The following is a 737-nucleotide window of genomic DNA, read 5'->3' as shown; positions in this document are numbered from 1 at the left end:
GGGTGTTGATGGTCAGCGGATCGGCGTCGAGATCCTCATAGGCGCGGGCGAGCGCCGGTTGCGCCTGTTCGATCATGTTGCCGATGGGGCCGCTGTTTCCGGCATTCTTGGCATGGGTCAGGCGGCGGCCGATCAGCGATTTGCGGTCCTTGAGAATGGCCTCGATGGATTTCAGCCGGGCGCGGATGGTGCCGAGTTCGTCGTCGTGATCCTCGGCGCGTTCGGCCTCGGGGAGGTTCTCCAGGGCATTCGCGCGCTCGCGCAGGCGGCGTTCCTCGGCGATCACCTTCTTCTCGGCCTTGGTCGGTTCCAGGAACTCGACCTCCTGTTCGATCAGCGCCCAGATCCGCTGGGCCTTGCGCCGGACGGCCAACTCGTCGGGGTCCTTTTCCCAATGCGTCCCGGTCCAGACGAACCAGCCGACCCGGGGCACGAAGGTCAGATCCTCGCCGAAATGAATGCAGAAGCGCTGGCCGTTGCCATAGTCGTTCAGCGGCTGTTCGGCCGCCGCCCGGACCGGCCCGAGCGGGTCGTCGGGAGTGCCACCCTCAGGGGGGTGCGGGGGTTCCGCGCCGCCTTGGTCGTCGGGGGCATCCGGCTCGGGCATGTCGCCCATGTCGACATCGTCGGCCGCGGCAAAGGCGCCGCGGACCCGGTCGAGCGGATCGTCTGTCATGTGTCGTCCCCCATCAGCACGTCGTTCAGATCGCGGCCCTCGCCCGCATGGACGATGGAGA

Annotated in this window: 1 pseudogene; it reads right to left on the bottom strand. The window is 67.4% G+C overall.

The features are described 5' to 3' along the window. A pseudogene (locus tag BYZ73_RS21475) lies at nucleotides 1–676 on the bottom strand (DNA primase family protein); the annotation flags it as partial. Nucleotides 677–737: the final 61 nt, after the last annotated feature.

The organism is Rhodovulum viride (assembly GCF_003265965.1).
Taxonomy (GTDB): domain Bacteria; phylum Pseudomonadota; class Alphaproteobacteria; order Rhodobacterales; family Rhodobacteraceae; genus Rhodovulum; species Rhodovulum kholense.
Note: the sequence above shows the minus strand (reverse complement) of the source record. Positions and strands in the feature narration are given on the sequence as shown.